Genomic DNA, 19,693 nt, shown 5'->3' on the forward strand with positions numbered 1-19,693 from the left:
CAGCAATTATTTTTTAAAAAAATTGTAGATTAGCAGTATCAATATTTAATAATTAAAGAAAAAATGTCAACACTTACATTCGCCGAAAAAATAGCAAAGGCTGAGAACTTTCTACCCATCAACGGAACAGATTATATCGAGTTTTATGTAGGCAATGCCAAGCAGGCTGCACATTTTTACAAGACTGCGTTCGGTTTTCAATCCGTAGCATATGCCGGTCCTGAAACGGGCGTGCGCGACAGAGCTTCTTATGTGGTACAGCAGGGGAAAATAAGGTTAGTTTTCACGTCTGGGCTAAATTCTTCTTCTCCAATCTGCGAGCACCAGAAGAAGCACGGTGATGGCGTAAAAGTTTTGGCGCTTTGGGTAGATGATGCATATTCTGCCTTTGAAGAAACTACCAAGCGTGGCGGAAAACCATATCTAGAACCTTTAACTTTAACCGATGAGCACGGCGAAGTTCGCATGTCAGGTATTTATACCTACGGCGAGACGGTGCATATGTTCATCGAAAGGAAAAATTACCGCGGAGAATTCATGCCCGGCTACCAAAAATGGGTGAGCGAATACAATCCAACGGATGTCGGACTTCTTTATGTGGACCACTGCGTAGGAAACGTCGACTGGAACCGCATGATCCCGACCGTAGAATGGTACGAGAAGGTGATGGGCTTCGTGAACATCCTTAGTTTTGATGACAAACAGATCAACACCGAATATTCGGCTTTGATGAGCAAAGTAATGAGCAACGGAAACGGTTTCGCAAAATTCCCGATCAATGAGCCTGCAGAAGGAAAAAGAAAGTCTCAGGTGGAAGAATATCTTGATTTTTACGAAGGTGAAGGCGTGCAGCATATCGCCGTAGCCACAAAAGACATCATAAGAACCGTAACCGAACTCAAAGCAAGAGGCATTGAATTTTTACCTGCGCCACCAAACTCTTATTATGAAATGGTTCCCGAACGTGTAGGAACAATCGATGAAGATCTCAAAAAACTATCCGATTTAGGGATCTTAATTGATTGTGATGAGGAAGGATATCTGCTGCAGATTTTCACAAAACCCGTGGAAGACCGCCCCACCCTTTTCTTCGAAATCATCGAAAGACATGGCGCACAAAGCTTCGGAGCCGGCAATTTCAAGGCTTTATTTGAAGCACTGGAGAAAGAGCAGGAACGCAGAGGAAACCTTTAGCATTAAATAAAAACGCTAAAAACAATACAAATGAGGAAGACACTTTTAATATTGCTATTTGTACTTTCAGGTTTAGGACTGAAAGCGCAGTATGGCACCATCAGCGCGGTACTGGATCAGCTGGAGGAGCGCCGCGGCATCAATAAAAACCTGAAAAACGTAAATCTTGACAATTCAAAATTTGTGTTGATAAAGGATTTTGACGATCACACGGAAAGAAGTTTCATCAGCATTAATGGAAATTTAACAACGTATGTGGAAGTTTTTGATGATAAACAGACCGGCAAAAGTTCTTCAAACGTTTTCACCGGCGATATTGTGCGGTCCCAAGACAACATAATTTCACTTCGCGCTGATAAACTCGAAGGACAGAAAATTGGCTTGCCGGTGACCAAAACACTGATGCTCACAAAGCAGAAAAAAGTGCTGTACCTCATCGATGTCAATACCAAAGAGAGATGGATCGAAGAAAGTGCACTCAATAAAAAATAAGCTCTTACCTATTAATTATGAAGGTTCAAAGTCTAAAAATCAATTTAAACTTTGGGCCTTTTCTTTAAAATAAATCACATGAAATCATTTGTAAATTACGCTCCCGACTCCGATTTTTCAATTCATAATATCCCTTTTGGCGTTGCGGTTTTCGATCAGGAATATATCGCCTGCTGCACCAGGATTGGTGATATCGTAGTTGATCTGGCTACGCTTTACGATTATGGCTACTTCGACGAAGTAGAAGGCATTAACGAGAATGTTTTTGAAGCTTACACGCTGAACGAGTTTATCGAGCTCGGCAAACCCGTGACCAATGCGGTACGCGTGAAACTCCAGGAGCTGCTGAGCGACGATTCAAAACTCGCGAATGACGAAAAAACCAAGGAAGACTGTTTCTTCGATCTTGACAAAGTGAAAATGATGATGCCTGTGCATGTGCCGAATTACACCGATTTCTACAGCAGCATCGAACATGCCACCAACGTGGGGAAAATGTTTCGCGATCCCGCAACTGCACTGTTACCCAACTGGAAACACCTTCCGGTAGGCTATCACGGCCGCGCCTCATCTATCGTTGTTTCGGGCACAGAAATCATCCGTCCAAAAGGTCAGACAAAGGCGCCGGATATGGACTTGCCAACTTTCGGACCTTCAAAGCAACTCGATTTCGAGCTTGAAATGGCTTTCATCGTCAACAAAAACACTGAAATGGGCGACAGTATTTCCACCCAAGAAGCTGAAGATACGATATTCGGGATGGTTCTTTTCAACGATTGGTCAGCGCGCGACATCCAAAGCTGGGAATATGTACCACTCGGGCCGTTCCTCGGGAAAAATTTTGGCAGTTCGGTATCGCCGTGGGTCGTAACGCTGGAAGCTTTGGAACCTTTCAGAACCGAATCTCCCGTGCAGGAGCCGGCTGTTTTAGATTATTTAAAGTTCAGCGGCAACAAAAATTTTGACATTAACTTACAGGTTTATCTTCAACCTGAAAAAAACACGGAATGTCTGATTTCAGAAAGCAATTACAAATACATGTACTGGAATATGGCCCAGCAACTCGCCCATCACACCGTAAACGGCTGCAACGTGGAAGTTGGTGACATGTATGCATCGGGAACAATCTCGGGTGAGGACCCGAAATCTTTCGGCTCCATGCTCGAATTAACCTGGCGCGGACAGAATCCATTAAAGCTGAATGACGGTCAGGAAAGAAAATTCATTGAAGACCACGACACTGTTATCATGCGTGGTTATGCGGAAAAAGACGGGATTCGTGTGGGATTTGGCGAAGTGACGGGAACTATTTTACCGGCGAAGTAGTCCTTAAAGTTACTTTTTACCACATTAGTTTTTACTTAGAGTGCGTAATTTAGTTCATGTGCATGCACATACGCTTAAATAGTAAGCCGATCCGTAATTAAAAAGTCCTAATGTGACTTATGTGTTAATATCCACTGCAGAAAAACCACGTGACTTAGTGGTCGAATATAAAAGTATATGAAAACAATATCTCCCAGTGACTTAAATAACCTTCAGCTACAAACGCTGCTGCAAACGGCCATTGCGCCACGGCCCATTGCATTGGCTTCAACGGTCGATCCGAAAGGAAATGTAAATTTAAGTCCATTCAGTTTTTTTAATTTATTCAGTTCCAATCCGCCGGTTGTGATATTCTCTCCGGCGCGAAGAGTTCGTGACAATACGACCAAACACACTTTAGAAAATGTTTTGCAGGTTCCGGAAGTGGTCATTGGAATCGTAAATTACAACATCGTACAGCAGATTTCGCTGGCATCTACGGAATATGAGAAGGATGTAAACGAGTTTGTAAAATCAGGACTGACGATGAAAGATGCAGATCTTGTTCAGCCCAAACTTATCGAAGAATGTCCGGTAAATCTGGAATGTAAGGTCCTGGAAGTAAAACCACTTGGAAGCGAAGGCGGCGCCGGAAATCTGGTGATTTGCGAGGTCATAAAAATTCATCTTCGGGAAGAATATCTGAATGATGATGGAAATCTGGACCAGAAAAAGCTTGATTTGGTCGCAAGGTTGGGCGGAAACTGGTACTCGAGAAACAATGCGCAGAACCTTTTCGAAGTTCCGAAACCCCTAATGACCAAAGGAATCGGCTTTGATCAACTGCCGGAAAACATCCGCAATTCAAAAGTTTTCACAGGCAACGACCTGGGGATGCTGGCGAACGTAGAAAAACTTCCGGAAGGAAACTTTACTGCAGACGAAAACGTTCATTCGGAAGCGCGGGAATTGCTTTTAAGAAATGATATTTATGAAGCCTGGAAGGTTTTAAATAAATAGCTCGATGAAAAGAATACTGTTATTCTTGATGACCCTAAACTTATTGCAGAGTTGCTACGTGCCCGTTAAAAGAGATTATCAGGGTTTAAGCAGTGCGCTTGTCTTTACGCAGAACAAAAAATTTCTGATCAATAATCTATATTCGGATTTGGATTCTTCGGAAAGGGAAAAACTGAATAAAAAGGTTTTAAGAACATTTGAAACACTAAGTAAAGGTAACGCGGTCTTCGTCGATCAAGCAAAGTCAGACAATCTTTTACCTTCAAAAATCTCTTTTATTCCGGATTTGGAACAGTTGCAAAATTTAAAAATCAATTCAGATTTCGATTATCTAGTCAACATCCGAACGGTGAAAGTAAGTGATCAAATTTCTGCTGTGGAACTGTCGCAGCCGCTCGAATACAGTAAAAACGAAGCGTTTGCATTGCTGGAGATTTATGACTTGAAGACTTTAAACAAAATATATTCACAGAAGGCAAGTTCGGAAGTTTCGATAGACGGCAAATCCTACAACACAGGCTATTATGGTGAAAACAACACGGTAAATGCAGACAGAAACAAAGAAAAAGGTCCGCATTTTAATTACTCCGCCCGATCTCTCGCGGTAAGAAACCTTAATAAGATCTTAAAGGATATCGAACAAAAAGCGATAAAATAAGGAGCGATAAATTTCGCTCCTTATTTTTTTACTCTTCATCCTGCTTCAGACTCAGATCTTTGTTAAGGTCCGGATTCAGCTTTAGGTATTTCTTCTGCTGATTGTTCCTCACGCGGATGTTCAGCAATTCTACGATAAGGCTAAATGCAAGACACGAGTAGATGATGTTTTTGCTCACGTGCTGATGGATACCTTCAGCTACAAGCATCACCCCGATTACTACAAGGAATGACAGCGCAAGCATCTGCAAACTCGGATATTTATTGATAACCCTTGAAATCGGGCCAGCAAAAGCCATCATGATACCGATCGAAATCACTACCGCGATGATCATCAGCATTACATTGTCAACCAGTCCCACTGCGGTGAGAATAGAATCAAGTGAGAATACCATATCGATGAGTATGATTTGCACGATTACGAGGGTCAGCAGTGAAGACGCAGTACTTTTCGATTTTGGAACGTCGCTGTGAAGCTGCATTTTGTCGTGAATTTCGAAAGTACTTTTACCGATCAGAAAAATTCCTCCTAATAGGAGAATAATGTCTTTCCAGCTCAGCGCGAGCGGCAAATCTGTGCCCGGCTCATTGAACCAACCGAGAGTCAGCACCGGATCTTTGAGCGAAATGATCCAGTTGATCATCAGCAAAAGAATTACACGGAAAATCATCGCAAATGCGAGGCCCAGATTTCGCGCGAAACGCTGTTTCTCTTTTGGAAGCTTGTCTGAGATGATGGAAATGAAGATGATATTATCTACTCCCAAAACTATCTCCAGAAATGTGAGGGTGAGTAAACTGATCCATATCTGCGGCTCGGCAAAATTGGGCAGTTCTAAAGCGGCGAATAAATCCATTTTTGTCTGTTTTTTTTTAATGAGTTCAAAAATACTTTAATCAAAATTAAATCCGGGAATATCCACGGCAGGGATCATAGATTTTGTTTAAAAAATTCAGTCATCAAAGAGGTTGCGCGGCTTAGATCTGACGGAAGTACTGTGTCTTTCCATGGTTCTGAAGCGCCGAACGTATGATTGGCACCTTCTAAAATTTCAAGCTGCGAATTTTTAGACCACTCGTTAAGCAGGAATGCTTCTTTGTCTTTCACCGCATCGTCATTGCTGCCCTGCACGATGAGCAAAGGTTTTTCTAAATGTTGCGCAGCATACTGAACCGAAAAACGCTGCTCGTTCGTGCGGTAATCTTCGTAAAACTGATAGTAGTGCGGCATCTGCTGTTTGGTGCGGGCATTCTCCGAATACATCACGCCCGAATTCTTCCACTCTTCCATGCGGTCGCCGGAGGGAAAACGGTAACCGAAATGGCTCACGCCTGCAAGTGAAATCACCGCTTTGATGCGTTCATCTTCACAGGCTTTGATGAGCGTAATCCCACCGCCGCGGCTGTGACCGATAACCGCGATTCTTTCCGGATCAATCTCTGCACGCGTACTGAAATGATTTAAAACGGCATCATAATCGAGCATTTCTTTGCTGAAATTGTTGTTGCCGAAAGCTTCAAGATCATCAAACGCTGTTGGATTTTCTAAAGTAGTGCCGTTGTGCGAAAAATTGAATTTCACAAAGAAAAAACCGGCCTCAGCGAATCTTTTGGCCATTAGATCCCACGCGCCCCAGTCTTTGTAGCCTTTGTAGCCATGTGCGAAAATGACGAGCGGCATTTTTTCAGGTGATTCCGTGAAGTAAGCATCCGCCAGGAAGTTTCGGGTTTCCGGATTTTCGATAATGATATTTCGCTCGATATTTGGTGGAGTTTTTACGGTTTGCATTTAAAATCGTTTTAAATTTAAGCAGAATAAAAAATTATGAAATTCCTTTTGTCTTTAATTTTCCTTTTCCCCTCTGCAATTATCGCGCAAAAGAATGAACTTAAAACCAATCTTCTTAAAATTCCCGAAATAAGCTACGAGCGGAGGCTGACACACCATTTTTCTGCGGGAGTACATGCCGGCACAGGTTTGTATAAACTGTCGGACGACACGCAAAACAGGATTTTCCTGAAGACTTTCGGGCGCTGGTACGTGCAGAAAAATCAGGATTTCAGCAAGTTCTTTCTGCAACTTTCTTTCATGTACAACCGTGACGAACATTTTCCGTCTTCGGACCCAAGCGTGACGCACCGCGTGGGAATGTACGATGAAGCGGGTTTGCTGGCAGGTATTGGGTACAAGTTTGTGATTAAAGAAAGATTCACTGTTGACATTTATGGCGATGTGGGTGCCGATTTTCTGCATCCCGATTCTTTACTGCCGGTTATTGCTGATGCGGGTTTGAATTTAGGTTACCGTTTTTGATTTTACATTTATTTGTTTACTTAAAATAACCTTGATAATCTTTTGCTCCACGAGGTTTCGGTTGTAAAACTTTGTTACGGACAGGGCACCGCGTGAGCGATTGCAGCGGCATCCCCCGGCGCGCGCCAGCGTGCCGGGGATACAGCGGAAAGCGCGGCCCGCGCAGCCGCGAAAGCGGATGTGCGGGACACGCCCCAAAAAAAAATCACCCAAATTTAAATTTGAGTGACTTTGTTGTTTTTACCAGATTTTGATTCTTTCTTCCGGTGCTTTGTAAAGCTTATCGCCCGGCTTCACATCGAACGCTTTGTAGAACGAATCCTGATTTACCAGCGGCCCGAACGCGCGGAAGTAGCCCGGCGAGTGCGGATCTGTCTTAACCTGATTCACCATATACTGCTCTGTAGATTTGGTTCTCCAAACGGTTGCCCAGCTCATGAAAAATCGCTGATCCTGCGTGAATCCACTGATCAGACCCGGATTTCCGTGATCTTTCAGGTACATCTGCAATGCTGTGTAAGCCACCGCAACACCACCTAAATCACCGATGTTTTCACCACTCGTGAATTTACCATTGATGAAGCTTCCTTTCACCGGCTCATACTTGCTGTACTGATCTGCAAGCTGACCTACTTTGGCATCGAAATTCTTTCTGTCTGCATCCGTCCACCAATTGTTGAGGTTTCCATCGCCGTCAAAACGCGAACCTGAATCATCAAAACCGTGAGAGATCTCGTGACCGATTACTGCACCTATTCCGCCAAAATTCACCGCAGGATCTGCTTTGAAATTGAAGAACGGTGGCTGCAGGATGGCTGCAGGGAACACGATTTCATTATTGGAACCGCTGTAATATGCGTTTACGGTCTGCGGAGACATTCCCCACTCTGTCTTATCAACCGGTTTTCCTACTTTATCGAGGTTTTTGGCGTATTGCCATTCGGTCACTTTCTGAAGGTTGGTATAATACGTACCTCCGTCCGCAGGTGCGGTAAGCTGAAGTTTCGAATAGTCTTTCCAGGTGTCAGGATACGCGATCTTCACGCTGAATTTCGAGAGTTTTTCCTGTGCTTTCACTTTGGTCTCAGGCGACATCCAGTCGAGGTTAGCGATGTGATGCTCAAAACCTTTCTTGAGGTAGCTGATATAAGTTTCCATCTGCTCTTTTGCCCCGGCCGGGAAATATTTTTCAACGTATAATTTACCAAATGCTTCACCCAAAGTACCGTTCACTACACCGAGTCCACGCTTATCCATAGAACGTTGCTCTTTCTGGCCCTGAAGGTATTTTGAATAAAAATTGAAGTTGATATCATCAAGTTCCTTGCTCAGGTTGGTAGCGTTGCTTGAAACCATTCTTGCTTTCAAATATTCTTTGATTAACGGCAGCGTACGTGCATTCATCCAACTGTCCATGTTCTGCAGATATTTAATCTCGCTAACAATCACTTTGTCTGTATCAACGCCTACCGATTTCAGATAATTTGGAAGGTTGATGCTTTTAACCAATGATGGCAGTTCGGAAACGTTTTTAGGATTGTATCTTAGGTTCGCGTCACGGTTCTGCTCATTCGTAAGGAGGTTCTGCGCGAGTTGCTTTTCAAAAGCTACGACGCGCTGTGCCGTTTGATCAGCGTTTTTATAACCTAAAACGGTGTAGAGTTGGGCCAGATAGTTTTTGTACTCAGCAAGCGTGGCACTGTTCGATGCACTTTCTTTCTGGTAATAGTCGCGGCCGAGACCTAAACTTGGTCCACCGAAATAAACCGCGTTCATCTTGGAGTTTTTCAAATCGGGCCCTACTCTCCACGCATAAAGCGGATTATCGCCGGTTTTTGTGGCGTCGATCATGTATTTTTGAAGGTCAGCAACAGTTTTTATCCTGTCGATTTTCTCAAGATCAGCTTTGATTGGATTGATTCCGTCTGCATTGCGCTTGTCCCAGTTCATGAAAGTTCCGTACAAAGCCTGGATTTTCTGACCCTCAGAGCCTGCTGCAAACTGGTCAGACAAAATTTTGTTCAGGATTTCAAGTGAAGCTACATCTACATCTTCGCGAAGTGCATTGAAACTTCCCCATGAGGCTTTGTCCGAAGGAATTTCCGCGGTTTTCACCCAGTTTCCGTTCACATAGCTGAAAAAATCGTCCTGTGGACGAACCGATTTGTCCATATAATCAAGGTTCAGACCCTCTTCCGGTACTTCGGTTTTAGTTTCTACAGCTACGGTTTGGTTTTCTGTAGCTGTATCTGCTGTTTTGGCAGTTCCACAAGAATTAAGCAATACGATTCCCGAAAAAGCAAGAGCGCTTATCGTAATTTTCTTCATATCAAATTTTTTAATTTATTGTTAAGTCGGTTCTTTTTCAAACTTGTTACAGCGAGGCTGTGCAGTAAATTTAAGATATGTTTACGGAATTTCAAAAAAGCAAATGACTTTTACAAATTCGCGTGGCCGTACCGGTCTGAAATTGAGCGAGGTCGACTTAATAACTTTAAATATTAAAATACAGCTCTTCTAACAGCACAATTTGCATTTATTATCGTAGATCAATGCGTACGATGTAAGATACTTCTAAATTTGCATCATAAAGTTTAATACTAACCAAACAAATAAAATATTATGACAACAAAATGGAACTTAGACCCGGCACACAGTGAAATCACCTTCAAAGTAAGACACATGATGATCTCTAACGTGAAAGGTGAATTCAAAGATTTCAACGTGGAACTTGATGCGGAAGACGACACTTTCAAAAACGTAAAAGTGAAAGCTACCGTTGATACAGCATCAATCAACACAAATAATACAGACCGTGACAATCACCTCAAGAGCGCAGAATTTTTCAACACCGAAGAATTCCCGCAGATCACTTTTGAAAGCGATTCCCTTACAAATAACGGATCCGGAACGCTTACCATCAATGGTGTCTCTAAACCAATCACTTTGGATGTAGATTTTGGCGGAACTAATGTGGATCCGTGGGGGCAAACGAAAGCAGGATTCTCTTTCGAAGGAAAAATTAACCGTAAAGATTTCGGACTAAACTGGAACGCAGCGCTTGAAACTGGCGGCGTGATGGTTTCTGATGAAGTGAAGATTGCAGGTGAACTTCAGTTTGTGAAAGCATAAAAGACCTCATAGTTTATTATTTTAATGAAAAATCCACCGGAAATCTGATTTTCGGTGGATTTTATTTTTAAAAAGGTCTCTAAATCAAACCTGGATGACACCCAGATTGAACTTTTCTGTTATCGGTGCATGATCCGCGGCCTCTATTCCCATAGAGATCCATGTACGTGTATCCACCGGATTGATGATAGCGTCCGTCCAAAGTCTGGCAGCTGCATACGTAGGTTCCGTCTGTTTTTTATAACGTTTTGAAATGGTATCGAGGATTTCCTGATGCTCTTCTTCCGTAATTTCTTTGCCTTGCTTCTTTAAAGTAGATTCCTGGATTTGGGCTAAAACTTTCGCAGCCTGGCTGCCGCCCATCACCGCAATTTCACTCCACGGCCAAGCCACGATCAGCCGCGGATCATAGGCTTTGCCGCACATTGCATAGTTTCCGGCACCGTAAGAATTCCCGGTCACCACCGTAAATTTAGGCACCACAGAGTTGGCCACGGCGTTAACCATTTTTGCACCGTCTTTGATGATGCCGCCATGCTCGGATTTGGATCCGACCATAAAACCTGTTACATCCTGCAGGAATAATAGCGGAATCTTGCGCTGGTTGCAATTCGCGATAAAGCGTGTGGCTTTGTCTGCGGAATCTGAATAAATCACGCCGCCAAACTGCATCTCGCCTTTGCCGCTTTTCACAAGTTTACGCTGGTTCGCCACAATTCCTACGCTCCAACCGTCAATTCTAGCCGTGGCGCAGATAATTGTCTTGCCGTAATCGGGCTTATACTCATCAAATTCAGAATTATCGACAAGGCATTTAATAATGTTATAAGTGTCATATTGGTCCGCTCTGGAAGCCGGCATATGCCCGAAAATATCAGCAATATTTTGTTTAGGTGGGAAACTTTCAATACGGTCAAAACCCGCTTTATCGTAAGTCCCCACAGATTTCATTATCGTTTTAATGCGGTCGAGCGCATCTTTGTCATTTTTAGCCTTATAATCTGTAACGCCGGAGATTTCGCAGTGTGTTGTCGCACCACCCAAGGTTTCATTGTCGATATTTTCGCCGATCGCGGCTTTTACAAGATAACTACCGGCCAGGAAGATGGAACCCGTCTTGTCCACGATCATTGCTTCATCACTCATGATCGGAAGATAGGCGCCACCTGCGACGCAACTTCCCATCACCGCAGAGATCTGGATTATTCCCATCGCACTCATTTTGGCATTGTTACGGAAAATTCGTCCAAAATGTTCTTTATCGGGAAAAATTTCGTCCTGCATCGGGAGGTAAACGCCGGCAGAATCAACCAGATAGATAATTGGAAGTCTGTTTTCTATGGAAATCTCCTGCGCCCGAAGATTTTTCTTGGCAGTAATCGGGAACCAGGCACCTGCTTTTACCGAAGCATCATTTGCCACAACCAGGCACTGACGACCGGAAACATAGCCCATCACGACAACCACTCCACCTCCGGGGCAGCCGCCGTGCTCTTCGTACATTTCATAGGCGGCCAGCGCGCCGATTTCAATGGATTCAGAATTTTTGTCGAGCAGATAATCTATCCGTTCACGCGCGGTCAGTTTTCCTTCATCGCGTTGCTTCTGCAGGCGTTTTTCGCCGCCTCCTTTCTTCACGTCGGCAAGCAGGCGGTTCAGGTCCGATAGTTTGAGTTTATTCTGATCATCGTTCTTATTAAATTCCAAATCCATTTCTTTAATTTGCCCTAAAGATAGATATTTTGGTAAAAATTTGAAGCGTGAAATAAGGAGCGCTGTAAGTACACTGGGTATCAGAAAATTATTATGAAATATTTAACATAAAATAATTTTAAGGCAAAATATTTGCAGCGAACCTGCGTTAGATTAACAGAAATCCTAGATAGTTTCATGAATTTTATTTTAAAGTTCCGTTCCTAGTTTATTTTTTTAATAGTTTATTATTTGAAAGCCCCAAAAGTCCTCACAGATTTTTGGGGTTTTTTTGTTTTGGTAACAGCCCATCAAATAAAACCGTAAATACGAAAGCGATTTGTAAATTTGCGCAACTTTGAAATTTCTATGGAGGCTGCTTACAAAAATTCTGCACTGTTCAGGTTGCATCTGATCGTTTTTTTATGGGGTTTTACAGCCATTTTAGGAAAACTTATTGAGACCAATGCTCAGGTTTTGGTTTTCTACCGAATGTTTTTCGCCTCGCTTTTCCTGTTCCTTTTTTTCCGTGTTTTTAAAGGCCAAAGTTTACGCGTGCCCCGCCGGTTGCTCCTGCAGCTCATCATGATTGGGGGTTTCATGGGTTTTCACTGGCTGTTTTTCTTCCATTCCATCAAAGTTTCTAATGTGTCCATCGCGCTCAGCTGTCTTTCGCTGTCCACTTTGTTCACGTCTATTCTGGAACCTGTGATCTTTAAACGGAAAATAGACATTTCGGAGGTGATAATCGGCATCGTGATCGTTATCTGTATGACACTGATTTTCAAGACAGAATTTCATTATAAGGAGGGAATATTTTTCGGAGTTCTTACGGCGTTATTCGGAACCATCTTTCAGGTATTCAACGGGAAGATTTATGGTAAAACTAGTTCCGGAAACATTATTTTTTACGAGATTTTTGCCGGTTTTTTGATTCTTAGCATATTCTACATATTTACAGGTCAAATTTCACAGGTGGGTGAAATAAGTTACCGTGATTTGGCGTTACTTATATTGCTGGCAGGGGTTTTTACAGCCTACCCGATGCTGGAATCGGTGAGCCTGATGAAATATATTTCGCCGTTTACGCTGGTTCTCACCATCAATCTGGAGCCTGTTTACGGAATTATCCTCGCATTCTTTATCTTTGGAGAATCTGAGCAGATGAATCCGGTTTTCTACATTGCTTCGGTTATTATGATAGGTGTCATAATCGCCAACGGTGTGTGGAAAGCACGCAGAACCGCAGGTACTAAAAAGCTCGACATTTGATGAAAAAAATACTTCTCCTTTCACTCCTATTTTGCGCTGGCTTATCGCAGTCACAAATTGTTCGTAAATATTCGAACGAATTTCTGAGTATCGGAGCCGGAGCACGCGGTCTGGCAATGGGTGGCGCAGTGATTTCAAATCAGGGTGACGTATATTCACCAATGTGGAATCCGGCAGGACTGATCGATATAGACCGCGACTGGCAGGGCGCCGCGATGCATGCGGAATATTTTGAATCGATTGCCAAATACGATTATCTTGCCTTTGCAAAACCATTTGATAACAATGCCGGCGTGTTTGCCATTTCCATTGTAAGGCTTGGTGTAGACAATATTCTGAATACCACGCAGCTTATCGATTCCGAAGGCAATATAGATTACGATAAAATCACCAGTTTTTCACAGTCTGATTACGCAGCATTGCTTTCCTATGCATTCAGGCCGGGCGGCGACCACCGTTTAGCGGTGGGTGTTAACGCAAAACTGGTTTACCGCAATGTAGGGAAATTCGCGAGTGGCTACGGTTTTGGCTTTGATGTCGGTGTGCTTTATAATGCGGATAACGGCTGGAACTATGGTGCTATGCTGCGCGATGCAACCACTACTGTAAATTTTTGGACGGTAAATCAGGGTGAACTTTCCACCGTAGTAAATGGTGAAGAGTTTAATCCCGCGCCCGCTGACAAACTCGAGATCACTATGCCCAAGCTCAATCTCGGAATCAGCCGCAATTATGAAATCAACCGCGACCTCGAACTCACACCTGAAGCGGGTCTTAATGTTGATTTTGCAAAGACCGCCGCGATGATTTCAACCGATTTTGCGAGCATCACGCCGTACGCAGGTGCGGAGCTCCGTTTTCAGGATATGATTTTTGTGCGTTTGGGCGTGAACAGGTTTCAGACCATCACGGATATTGAAGATCTAAAACGTAAGGTTTCTTTTCAGCCAAGTGCCGGTATTGGCATCAAATATCAGGGTTTGACACTGGATTATGCCATCACCAATTCGGGAATTGGCGGATCTAATTTCTATTCGAATTTCTTCTCCCTGAAACTGGATATGGGCAACTTCAGGAACTAAAAAATTCTAAAACACGCACAATGAAACGCATATTATTTCCCGTACTGATCTTACTTTCGGCTGTAGTTTTCGGGCAACAAATCTCAGACTTCCGCTATATCACACTTACGGACGCAAAAGATTTTGCAAATGACAAATTTGGCTTGAATTCATTGCTGAGTGCAAAACTTCAGGCAAAAGGTTATACGGTTTTAGGTACGAATCGGCAATCCTGGCCTGCGGACGTTGCTTCGGATCCTTGTAGCGTACTTCAGGCAGATGTAGAAAACATCAGCAGCCTACTTAAAAATAAATTAATGGTAAGCTTCAATGACTGTAAGGGAAAATCAGTCGGAACTTTCGAAGGCCGTTCAAATATAAAAGAATATGAAGCCGGCTACCAAGATGCGCTTTCAGCTGCAACAAATATTTTCCCCGCATACAACCCAGTTGCAAGAAATTCCGGCACAAGCGCTGCACCCGTGGGTGTGGTGCAGGAGGTAAATTCCGGCAAGACTACCGCAAAGAGTGAAGAAAGTGCTCCCGCACTAAAAAATTCCGCCCAAACCTACAGCAATGGCAGTTCAACACTAAACAGGATTATCATTTCCGAAACTGAGTTCATCCTCGCGAATCCGAAAAACTCTGTTCCGTATGCGATATTCCGGGAATCGACTAGAAAAGGAGTGTTCCGTGTACAACTTCAGGATGGGAGCAAAACGTTGGGATATACGGAAGAAAGCAATATTGTGATTGAAAAAGCAACTGCTGACGGTTCGTTTAGCCGGGAAGTTTTCAGACAGATTCCTTCTAAAGATTTGAATTAAAATATTCCCAAACCAATCCACCACGATTTTTCCCCAGTATTTCTTCCAGCGTTTCGCGTGAGGATTCTTTGACGCGTTTTACAGATTTGAGTTTGCTTAAAAGTAAGTCAACCGCTTTTTCACCAATGCCCGGTATTTCTTCCAGTTCGGTTTTGATTGTTGAGTTTTTTCTGCGCGTTCGGTGATGCTTGACCCCAAACCGGTGAGATTCATCCCTCACACGCTGCAAAATCTTTAATGTTTCCGATTTTTTATCGAGGTAGAGGGGAATGGAATCTTCCGGAAAATAGATTTCTTCAAGCCTTTTTGCAATACCAATTATGGTGATCTTGCCGTACAGTCCGAGTAGTTTTAAACTTTTCACGGCAGATGAAAGCTGGCCTTTTCCACCATCAATCAAGATAAGTTGTGGCAATGGCGCACCTTCGTCCAAAAGTCGGCGGTAGCGGCGGTGAATCACTTCTTCCATCGTCGCAAAATCATTGGCGCCTTCCACAGTTTTCGGATGAAAAATCCTGTAATCTGCTTTGCTTGGCTTGCCGTTTTTAAACACTACACAAGCTGAAACAGGATTCGTACCCTGAATATTTGAGTTGTCAAAACCCTCAATATGACGCGGCTCCACGGGCATTCGCAGGAGTTTCTGCATTTCTGCCATGATACGGTTTGTGTGTCGCTCCGGATCTACGATCTGTACAGCTTTTAGTTTTTCTATGCGGTACTCTTTGGCATTTTTTTCCGAAAGTTCAACGATACGTTTTTTGTCGCCGACTTTAGGGACGATCAGTTTCACATTCGGAATTTCAAGACCAAGATGAAATGGCAACAGGATTTCTTTGGAATCTGAACTGAATTTTTGGCGGATCTCAATCATCGCTTCTTCAAGAATGTCTTCATCGCTTTCTTCAAGCACTTTCTTGATCTCCGTCGTAAAACTTTGAATGATGTTACCGTTCTGAATCTTAAAATAGTTCACGTACGCAGCTGTCTCATCACTTGTCATCCCGAACACATCTACGTCATTTATCGAAGGATTCACCACCGTATGCTTGTGCTGATAGTTTTCGAGCAGATCAAGTCTTTCCTTCACGATGTGCGCATCTTCAAACTGAAGATTCTGTGCATAATTGATCATCTGAGCCACCAAATATTCCTTGGCTTTACGGAAATCACCTTTGATGATTCCTCTGATCGCATCTATTTTTTGGTCGTAATCTTCCTTGGACTCCTGCATTTCGCACGGTCCCTGGCAATTTTTGATGTGAAATTCGAGACAGACTTTATATTTTCCCTCTGCTATTTTTTCCGGGGCAAGGTTCAGCGTACAGGTCCTGAGTTTATAGATATGTTTAATAGTATCCAGTAAAACTTTCGCAGGACGCACACGCGCATAGGGTCCGAAATATTCTGATCCGTCCTTGATCATCGTCCTAGTAAGGAATATTCGGGGGAAATCCTCATTTTTAATGCAAATCCAGGGATAAGATTTATCATCCTTCAGCATTACATTATAGAAAGGCTGATGTTCCTTGATCAGATTGTTTTCAAGTAGCAACGCATCATATTCACTCGGAACGATCGTAGTTTCCAGACGGAAAATCTTTGAAACCATAATCCTGGTTCGGTAACCGGGCAGATTTTTATTAAAGTAAGACAGCACCCGCTTCTTCAGATTTTTAGCTTTACCGACATAAAGCAGCTGATCATTTTTATCAAAATACCGATAAACGCCGGGTTCTGAGGGCAAAGTTTTCAGCTGAAGTTCGAGGTTCGGATTCATTATACAAAAATAGGCAAAACAGTAGAACTGCAAACCTTACTAATTGTTTTAGGCTACGTGGATATCATCAAAAAATCACAAATTCTCTGACATTTGTTAGGGTGTTTTAACAAGTTTTTTGCGTCGTGGATATCGTTATTTTTGAGCGATTTTTAGAGATAGAATGCATTTTTGTCTTTAAAAATTAAAAAAGCTATAACCATGAGAACTAAATTGATGTTGCCTGCATTTTTGTGTGTACAAATATTCTGTGCACAGTCCGCCGATCCTACAAACCAGCTGCGGCAGCATGAACTCGAAATCAAGGAACTTAGCCGTCAGGTTCAGTATTATAAAAATGCGCTGAACGTTAACCAGGCCATCCGAAGTGTCACTTTTGAAAATATCCGGTTTGACGTTACCCAAGTCATCGGCTCAAAAAAAGACGGCACCGTGGAAGTCAATTTCTTATATACAAATGTTGGTCCTACCCTCAGGTCACTGCAGTGTGAACGCGCCCTGATGGTAGATCCAAAGGGAAATCAACACCTAACAACCCAAATGTATATTGCTCCGAACGGAAGAATTGTCGCCAATGAAGTATTGCCAAAAACCGCCTACCGCGGTGGCTTACTTTTCAAAAAACAAAACAGTTATCTGCCGACAATCCGCTCGCTTGCTCTTTACATCTATCCGCGCGATAATTTCTCTAATCCGGTGCCGGTGGTTTTCGAAAATATACCGGTGATCTGGCAGTAATAAGGCAAAAAAGTACTTGAGTATATTGTCCAAAATCTGCGTCTAATTCAATTTTTTTAGGCTGATTAAAATATGTACTTTTAGCCTAAATTGTATTTAAATGAAAATTTACGGCAGAGACCAATTTACTATATCTGATATTTTCGATATTCTGAGAAATCCTTCCAGTGCGAAGCTGGACGACACAGCAAGATCCCAAATTTTACAGTCACAAAACAATGTTCGGCAGATCGTAGAGTCAAACCGCACCGTGTATGGTATCAATACAGGGTTTGGGCCACTATGTGATGTGAAAATTTCGGAAGAGGAAACCGCGCAGCTTCAGCACAACCTGATTATCTCTCACGCCGTAGGCGTAGGGAAGCCAATCGCGAAAGAACTCTCGGCGATCATGATGATAGCAAAAGTCCATGCACTTTCAAAAGGTTTTTCCGGTGTTTCTCTTGAGGTAATCGAGCGTCTTATCCTGATGCTTGAAAAAGATATTATACCTGTTGTACCTGAACAAGGTTCCGTAGGCGCGTCGGGCGATCTAGCTCCGTTAGCTCATCTTGTGCTGCCGCTGCTCGGTCTTGGTAAGGTTTGGTGGAAAAACCAAATTTTAGAAACCGGTGAGGTCTTAGCAGAAAATGGACTCGAAAAGCTGAAATTGGGTCCTAAAGAAGGCCTTGGACTGATCAATGGGACTCAATTTATACTGGCGCATGCCATTTTAGGCCTTGACAAGTTCGAATATTTACTCGATTTGGCAGATTTAGCTGCTGCAATGAGTCTGGAAGCATATCAGGGCTCGGCCAGTCCTTTCAGAGAGGAGTTGCATGACATCCGGCCTTTTGACGGCAGCAAAAAAGTAGCGGCAAGAATGCGAATGTTTTTGGGGAATTCGGAAAATTTGGAGGCGCACTTGAACTGTAACCGGGTGCAGGATCCGTACTCGATGCGCTGCGTGCCCCAAGTTCATGGCGCCAGCCGGAATGCATACGAACATTTAAAAGCACTCGCAATTACAGAACTGAATTCAGTGACAGATAACCCGATCGTGTTGAGCGCAGAAGAATCGATTTCCGGTGGAAACTTTCACGGGCAATTACTGGCCTTACCGCTCGATTACTGCACCTTGGCCGGCGCGGAACTCGGAAACATCTCAGACAGACGAAGCTACCTTCTCTTGGAGGGTAAATTTGACCTCCCGAGGTTACTTACAGCAAGCACGGGGCTTAACTCCGGTTTTATGATTCCGCAATATACATCGGCGGCTCTGGTTACTGAGAACAAGACACTATGTTTTCCGGCTTCTGCGGATTCTATACCCACTAGTTTGGGACAGGAAGATCATGTGTCGATGGGAAGTATTTCCGGAAGAAAATTCAATCAGGTATTAGGCAATTTAGTAAATATTTTGGCAGTCGAGCTTATGTTCGCAGCTCAAGGGCTGGAGTTTAGGAGGCCGGCAAAGTGTTCACGCTTTGTAGAGGATGCATTTGGCCTGATCCGTTCAAAAGTACCAAAACTGGAAGATGACCGATTGATTGGTGACGATATGTTGGCTATAGCCGAACTCATTAACGAAAGAAAATTTGAAGTAAATTAAAAGATGAAGAAAATAATCATTGTCGCCAGCTTATTTGCATTTGGAGGTTTGGTAAATGCACAAACCAGCAAAGATCAAAAAGTCATTGAGTTGCTTGAAACCATGGGCACGACACAAAACACGAAAATCTCCTATGAATTATTCATTTCTAATTACAGGAAACAATACCCTGACACTCCCGCGGCGTACTGGGATAAGGCCACATCGCTGGTCGACTATAAGGATTTAATCAGAAGAATTGTACCAATATATTCCAGAAATTTTACTGAGGAGGAAATTGATGATCTAATTACATTTTACAAGAGCAGCACCGGAAAAAATATGACTGCAAAGATGCCCGTGATCTTGCAGGAAAGCATGTTGGTCGGCCAGGAATGGGGAACAGAACTTGCGCAAAAAATTGAAAGTGAAATCAAAGCTTTCGAAAAGAAAACTGACACATCCCCACCTTCACCGAGACGATAGACTTTCCGATTCCTAATTAAACACAAAAATGACCTTTGCCAGGACTGCGCAAAGGTCTTTTTTTGGCTAAATATTGCAAACTTATATGCAATTTCCTGTTAGTTTAAAATTATTTTAAGGTTAAGCACTCCATGGTTCTCTCACTTCTGCGCA

18 protein-coding genes are annotated in these 19,693 nt (G+C 43.1%); 13 read left to right on the forward strand and 5 right to left on the reverse strand.

Annotated elements, in window-relative coordinates; translation table 11 throughout:
- The first annotated feature begins 63 nt into the window (after positions 1-63).
- The 5 genes from hppD (at position 64) to QEP06_RS05190 (ending at position 4,669) form a co-directional block, all read left to right on the forward strand.
- Positions 64-1,194: a 4-hydroxyphenylpyruvate dioxygenase gene (hppD, locus tag QEP06_RS05170; protein ID WP_285269345.1), complete on the forward strand. Its 1,131-nt coding sequence runs from the start codon at positions 64-66 to the stop codon at positions 1,192-1,194.
- Between the two features lie 30 nt (positions 1,195-1,224).
- On the forward strand, positions 1,225-1,686 hold the full coding sequence (locus tag QEP06_RS05175) for a hypothetical protein (protein ID WP_285269346.1): 462 nt from the start codon (positions 1,225-1,227) through the stop codon (positions 1,684-1,686).
- Positions 1,687-1,764: 78 nt separating this feature from the next.
- Positions 1,765-3,012 (forward strand): fumarylacetoacetase, encoded by a 1,248-nt coding sequence (fahA, locus tag QEP06_RS05180; RefSeq protein WP_285269347.1) that lies wholly within the window; start codon positions 1,765-1,767, stop codon positions 3,010-3,012.
- Positions 3,013-3,189: 177 nt separating this feature from the next.
- Positions 3,190-4,011 carry a flavin reductase family protein gene (locus QEP06_RS05185; protein ID WP_285269348.1) on the forward strand — a complete coding sequence of 274 codons (822 nt, stop codon included), beginning with the start codon at positions 3,190-3,192 and terminating at the stop codon, positions 4,009-4,011.
- Between the two features lie 4 nt (positions 4,012-4,015).
- Positions 4,016-4,669, forward strand: coding sequence for a hypothetical protein (locus tag QEP06_RS05190; protein ID WP_285269349.1), 654 nt, complete (start codon positions 4,016-4,018; stop codon positions 4,667-4,669).
- Between the two features lie 28 nt (positions 4,670-4,697).
- Here the strand turns inward: QEP06_RS05190 and QEP06_RS05195 are convergent, their stop codons facing one another.
- A complete protein-coding gene (locus tag QEP06_RS05195; protein ID WP_285269350.1) occupies positions 4,698-5,525 on the reverse strand; it encodes a TerC family protein in 828 nt (275 codons plus the stop codon).
- Between the two features lie 74 nt (positions 5,526-5,599).
- Complete coding sequence (locus QEP06_RS05200) at positions 5,600-6,457, reverse strand: alpha/beta hydrolase family protein (RefSeq protein ID WP_285269351.1); 858 nt, start codon at positions 6,455-6,457, stop codon at positions 5,600-5,602.
- Positions 6,458-6,493: 36 nt separating this feature from the next.
- On the opposite strand from QEP06_RS05200, the gene QEP06_RS05205 reads away from it, so the two are divergent.
- Positions 6,494-6,982 (forward strand): DUF3575 domain-containing protein, encoded by a 489-nt coding sequence (locus QEP06_RS05205; protein WP_285269352.1) that lies wholly within the window; start codon positions 6,494-6,496, stop codon positions 6,980-6,982.
- Positions 6,983-7,222: 240 nt separating this feature from the next.
- On the opposite strand, the gene QEP06_RS05210 is transcribed toward QEP06_RS05205, so the two are convergent.
- The gene (locus QEP06_RS05210; RefSeq protein ID WP_285269353.1) at positions 7,223-9,310 is read right to left on the reverse strand and encodes a M13 family metallopeptidase; all 2,088 of its coding nucleotides are present in this window, start codon (positions 9,308-9,310) and stop codon (positions 7,223-7,225) included.
- Positions 9,311-9,604: 294 nt separating this feature from the next.
- Here QEP06_RS05210 and QEP06_RS05215 point away from each other — a divergent pair, with 294 nt between their 5' ends.
- Complete coding sequence (locus QEP06_RS05215) at positions 9,605-10,114, forward strand: YceI family protein (protein WP_251834234.1); 510 nt, start codon at positions 9,605-9,607, stop codon at positions 10,112-10,114.
- An 84-nt stretch (positions 10,115-10,198) separates the two neighbouring features.
- Here QEP06_RS05215 and QEP06_RS05220 read toward each other — a convergent pair whose 3' ends face one another.
- A complete protein-coding gene (locus QEP06_RS05220; protein ID WP_285269354.1) occupies positions 10,199-11,827 on the reverse strand; it encodes an acyl-CoA carboxylase subunit beta in 1,629 nt (542 codons plus the stop codon).
- 348 nt (positions 11,828-12,175) lie between these two features.
- Between QEP06_RS05220 and QEP06_RS05225 the strand changes: the two genes are divergently transcribed.
- From QEP06_RS05225 to QEP06_RS05235, 3 genes are read left to right on the forward strand one after another with little or no spacing between them, the layout of a single operon-like run.
- Positions 12,176-13,078: a DMT family transporter gene (locus QEP06_RS05225; RefSeq protein WP_285269355.1), complete on the forward strand. Its 903-nt coding sequence runs from the start codon at positions 12,176-12,178 to the stop codon at positions 13,076-13,078.
- The gene (locus tag QEP06_RS05230) at positions 13,078-14,160 is read left to right on the forward strand and encodes a putative type IX sorting system protein PorV2 (protein ID WP_285269356.1); all 1,083 of its coding nucleotides are present in this window, start codon (positions 13,078-13,080) and stop codon (positions 14,158-14,160) included. Before QEP06_RS05225 ends, QEP06_RS05230 begins: the two co-directional genes overlap by 1 nt.
- Before the next feature lie 20 nt (positions 14,161-14,180).
- Positions 14,181-14,966 (forward strand): hypothetical protein, encoded by a 786-nt coding sequence (locus QEP06_RS05235; protein ID WP_285269357.1) that lies wholly within the window; start codon positions 14,181-14,183, stop codon positions 14,964-14,966.
- On the opposite strand, the gene uvrC is transcribed toward QEP06_RS05235, so the two are convergent.
- Entirely contained in the window at positions 14,950-16,746 is a 1,797-nt protein-coding gene (gene uvrC / locus QEP06_RS05240) for an excinuclease ABC subunit UvrC (protein ID WP_285269358.1), read from the reverse strand. The genes QEP06_RS05235 and uvrC overlap by 17 nt on opposite strands.
- Before the next feature lie 201 nt (positions 16,747-16,947).
- On the opposite strand from uvrC, the gene QEP06_RS05245 reads away from it, so the two are divergent.
- The 3 genes from QEP06_RS05245 to QEP06_RS05255 all read left to right on the forward strand — a co-directional run bounded on the left by QEP06_RS05245 (position 16,948) and on the right by QEP06_RS05255 (position 19,540).
- On the forward strand, positions 16,948-17,484 hold the full coding sequence (locus QEP06_RS05245) for a hypothetical protein (protein ID WP_285269359.1): 537 nt from the start codon (positions 16,948-16,950) through the stop codon (positions 17,482-17,484).
- A gap of 100 nt (positions 17,485-17,584) precedes the next feature.
- Positions 17,585-19,075, forward strand: coding sequence for a histidine ammonia-lyase (gene hutH / locus QEP06_RS05250; protein WP_285269360.1), 1,491 nt, complete (start codon positions 17,585-17,587; stop codon positions 19,073-19,075).
- Positions 19,076-19,078: 3 nt separating this feature from the next.
- Positions 19,079-19,540, forward strand: a complete 462-nt coding sequence (locus tag QEP06_RS05255; protein WP_285269361.1) for a DUF2059 domain-containing protein — start codon at positions 19,079-19,081, stop codon at positions 19,538-19,540.
- Positions 19,541-19,693: the final 153 nt, after the last annotated feature.

It is taken from the genome of Kaistella rhinocerotis (assembly GCF_030243905.1).
GTDB lineage: Bacteria > Bacteroidota > Bacteroidia > Flavobacteriales > Weeksellaceae > Kaistella > Kaistella rhinocerotis.